4 protein-coding genes are annotated in these 4,049 nt (G+C 67.7%); all 4 read left to right on the forward strand.

Features of this window, described 5'->3' with window-relative positions:
* Positions 1-81 precede the first annotated feature (81 nt).
* The 4 genes from VGO20_RS02575 to VGO20_RS02590 all read left to right on the forward strand — a co-directional run bounded on the left by VGO20_RS02575 (position 82) and on the right by VGO20_RS02590 (position 3,999).
* On the forward strand, positions 82-957 hold the full coding sequence (locus tag VGO20_RS02575) for a carbohydrate ABC transporter permease (protein ID WP_327500720.1): 876 nt from the start codon (positions 82-84) through the stop codon (positions 955-957).
* A 119-nt stretch (positions 958-1,076) separates the two neighbouring features.
* Complete coding sequence (locus tag VGO20_RS02580) at positions 1,077-1,829, forward strand: carbohydrate ABC transporter permease (protein ID WP_327500723.1); 753 nt, start codon at positions 1,077-1,079, stop codon at positions 1,827-1,829.
* 14 nt (positions 1,830-1,843) lie between these two features.
* Positions 1,844-2,134, forward strand: coding sequence for a DUF2160 domain-containing protein (locus VGO20_RS02585; protein ID WP_327500721.1), 291 nt, complete (start codon positions 1,844-1,846; stop codon positions 2,132-2,134).
* Between the two features lie 146 nt (positions 2,135-2,280).
* Positions 2,281-3,999 (forward strand): ABC transporter substrate-binding protein, encoded by a 1,719-nt coding sequence (locus tag VGO20_RS02590; RefSeq protein ID WP_414639770.1) that lies wholly within the window; start codon positions 2,281-2,283, stop codon positions 3,997-3,999.
* The last annotated feature ends 50 nt before the right edge of the window (positions 4,000-4,049 follow it).

Below are 4,049 nucleotides of genomic sequence, written 5' to 3' on the forward strand. Positions count from 1 at the left end.
GCCGACGGCCTGGCGCTGCGCTTCCCGCCGGAGCGCACGCTGCTCTACCGCGACAGCCGGCTGGCGAGCTAGGAGGCGGACATGGACAAGCCCTGGAACAACCGAGCCTGGTTCCTGGTGATCCCGGTCTTCGTGATCGTCGCCTTCAGCGCGATCATCCCGCTGATGACGGTGGTCAACTATTCGGTCCAGGACATCTTCGGCCCCGGCCAGGCGTTCTGGGTCGGCACCGAATGGTACGAGACCATCCTGGCGGACGAGCGGCTTCACGACGCGCTGGTGCGCCAGATCGTCTTCTCGCTCGCGGTGCTGGCGATCGAGATCCCGCTCGGCATCGCGGTCGCGCTGTGCATGCCGTCCGGCAAGGGCTGGAGGACGTCGCTGACGCTGGTGCTGCTGGCGCTGCCGCTGCTGATCCCGTGGAACGTCGTCGGCACGATCTGGCAGATCTTCGCGCGCCCCGACATCGGCCTGGGCGGGGCGGTGGTCCAGGCGCTGGGCGTCGACTACAACTACACCGGCGACTCGCTGGACGCCTGGCTCACCGTGCTGGTGATGGACGTCTGGCACTGGACGCCGCTGGTGGCACTGCTGTGCTATGCCGGGCTGCAGGCGATCCCGCCCGCCTTCTACCAGGCGGCCCGGATCGACGGCGCCTCGCGCTGGGCGGTGTTCCGCCACATCGAGCTGCCGAAGATGCGCGGCGTGCTGCTGATCGCGGTGCTGCTGCGCTTCATGGACAGCTTCATGATCTACACCGAGCCGTTCGTGCTGACCGGCGGCGGGCCCGGCAACGCGACCACCTTCCTCAGCCAGTTCCTGACGCGCATGGCGGTCGGGCAGTTCGACCTCGGCAAGGCGGCCGCCTTCTCGATCATCTACTTCCTGATCGTCCTGCTGTTCAGCTACGTGTTCTACACGGTCATCACCCGTGTCGGCGCGGGAGACAAGTCATGACCGCGGAAACCCCGAGCGCCACGACCGCCCTGCCCTCGCCCGCCCGCGCGCGGACCCGGCCCCGCGCGGGGACCTCGCGGCGCACGACGGTGATCCTAGTGCTCTACGTCGTCTTCCTGATGCTGCCCATCTACTGGATGGTCAACATGTCGCTGAAGACGAACTCGGAGATCCTGTCGGGGCTTACGCTCTACCCGCGGGACCCGACGCTGGCGAACTACATCACGATCTTCACCGATGCGAGCTGGTATTCCGGCTACATCAACTCGATCAAATACGTCGCCCTCAACACGCTGATCTCGGTGACGGTGGCGCTGCCGGCGGCCTACGCGTTCTCGCGCTACCGCTTCCTCGGCGACAAGCACATGTTCTTCTGGCTGCTGACCAACCGGATGGCGCCGCCGGCGGTGTTCCTGCTGCCGTTCTTCCAGCTCTACTCGACGCTCGGCCTGTTCGACACCCACATCGCGGTGGCGCTGGCGCACTGCCTGTTCAACGTGCCGCTGGCGGTGTGGATCCTGGAAGGCTTCATGTCGGGCGTGCCGCGCGAGATCGACGAGACCGCCTACATGGACGGCTACAGCTTCCCGCGCTTCTTCCTGACGATCTTCCTGCCGCTGATCCGGGCCGGCGTCGGCGTCACCGCGTTCTTCTGCTTCATGTTCAGCTGGGTCGAGCTGCTGCTGGCGCGCACGCTGACCAGCGTCGAGGCGAAGCCGATCGCCGCCACCATGACCCGCACGGTGAGTGCTGCCGGCATGGACTGGGGCCTGCTGGCCGCGGCCGGCGTGCTGACCATCGTTCCCGGCGCGCTCGTGATCTGGTTCGTGCGCAACTACATCGCCAAGGGCTTCGCGCTCGGCCGCGTCTGAGGGAGGACACGCCCATGGACCTGTTCATCGACCTGCAATGGATGGCCTGGACCTGGCCGACCGCCCTGTTCTTCGCGACGATCCTGCTGATCCTGGCGGGGATGACGGCCTGGCAGCTCGCCTCTCCCTCGGTGGAGCGGCGCGGGTTCCTGCCGATGCCGACGACGCGGGGCGACCGGCTGTTCATCGGCCTGCTGGGCAGCGCCTATCTGCACCTCGCCTGGCTCGCGCTGACGGACACGACGCTGTGGATCGCGCTCGGCCTGTCGGTGGTCTGGATGGCGTTCGTGATGCGGTACGGCTGAAGCCGCGCCGCCAAGAAGATTTCCCCGGGTGCTCGCCCGAGGGAACGGGTCCGGCGTCCCGCCGGTCCGAAACGAGGGAGTCCAAGGAGGAAACGATGGCACCTGACGATTTGGGGAGGAGACACTCGCGCCTGTTGGCCGGCACGATGCTCGCGGGCATCGTCGGCATCGGCCTGGCGGCCGGTCCGGCAGCGGCCCAGAGCGACGAGCAGTACCAGGAGGCGGCCCGGCGCTGGGTCGAGACGGAGTTCCAGCCGTCATCGCTCTCGAAGGAAGAGCAGATGAAGGAGATGGAGTGGTTCATCAAGGCGGCCGAGCCGTTCCGCGGGATGGACATCAACGTCGTCTCCGAGACGATCACCACGCATGAGTACGAGGCGCAGACGCTCGCCCGCGCGTTCTCCGAGATCACCGGCATCAACCTGAAGCACGACCTGATCCAGGAAGGCGACGTCATCGAGAAGCTGCAGACGCAGATGCAGTCCGGGCGCAACGTCTACGATGCCTACGTCAACGACAGCGACCTGATCGGGACGCATTTCCGCTACGGCGCGGTCGTGCCGCTGTCGGACTGGATGGCGGGCGAAGGCAAGGACGTCACGCTGCCGACCCTCGACATCGACGACTTCATCGGCAAGAGCTTCACGACCGGGCCGGACGGCAAGCTGTACCAGCTTCCCGACCAGCAGTTCGCGAACCTCTACTGGTTCCGCGCCGACTGGTTCGAGCGGCCGGACCTGCAGCAGCGCTTCCGCGAGAAGTACGGCTACGAGCTGGGCGTGCCGGTCAACTGGTCCGCCTACGAGGACATCGCCGAGTTCTTCACCAACGACGTGAAGGAGATCGACGGGGTCCGCGTCTACGGCCACATGGACTACGGCAAGAAGGACCCGTCGCTGGGATGGCGCTTCACCGACGCCTGGCTCAGCATGGCGGGCGCCGGCGACAAGGGCATCCCGAACGGGCTGCCGGTCGACGAATGGGGCATCCGCGTAGACGGCTGCAGCCCGGTCGGCTCCTCGGTCGCGCGCGGCGGCGCCACCAACGGCCCGGCCGCCGTCTACGCGCTCACCAAATACATCGACTGGCTGAAGAAATACGCCCCGCCCGAGGCCCAGGGCATGACCTTCAGCGAGGCCGGCCCGGTGCCGGCGCAGGGCAACATCGCCCAGCAGATCTTCTGGTACACCGCCTTCACCGCCGACATGGCCAAGCCCGGCCTGCCGGTGGTCAACGAGGACGGCACGCCGAAGTGGCGCATGGCGCCCTCGCCGCACGGCCCGTACTGGGAAGAGGGCATGAAGCTCGGCTACCAGGACGCGGGCTCGTGGACCCTGCTCGAGTCGACCCCGGTCGACCGCCGCAAGGCCGCCTGGCTCTACGCCCAGTTCACGGTCTCCAAGACCGCCTCGCTGAAGAAGACCATGGTCGGCCTGACGCCGATCCGCGAATCCGACCTGCACACTCCGGCCATGGACGAGATGGCGCCGAAACTGGGCGGGCTGGTCGAGTTCTACCGCAGCCCGGCCCGCGTCGCCTGGACGCCGACCGGCACCAACGTGCCCGACTACCCGAAGCTGGCGCAGCTGTGGTGGCAGAACGTCGCCGAGGCGGTCACCGGCGAGCGGACCCCGCAGGAGGCCATGGACAATCTGGCCGCGGCCCAGGACCAGGTGATGGCCCGGCTCGAGCGCGCGAACGTCCAGGGCGAGTGCGGCCCGAAGCTGAACGAGGAGCGGGACGCCCAGTACTGGTTCGACCAGCCCGGCGCCCCGAAGCCGAAGCTGGACAACGAGAAGCCCCAGGGCGAGACGGTGGCCTACGACGCGCTGCTCAAGGCCTGGCAGGAAGGCCGGGTCCGCTGAGCGGCACGACGCTTCCCTCCACACTCCCGGGGTGGCGCATCGCGCCACCC

Origin of the sequence: Arenibaculum sp. (genome assembly GCF_035998295.1) — a bacterium.
Taxonomy (GTDB): domain Bacteria; phylum Pseudomonadota; class Alphaproteobacteria; order Azospirillales; family Azospirillaceae; genus DASYHS01.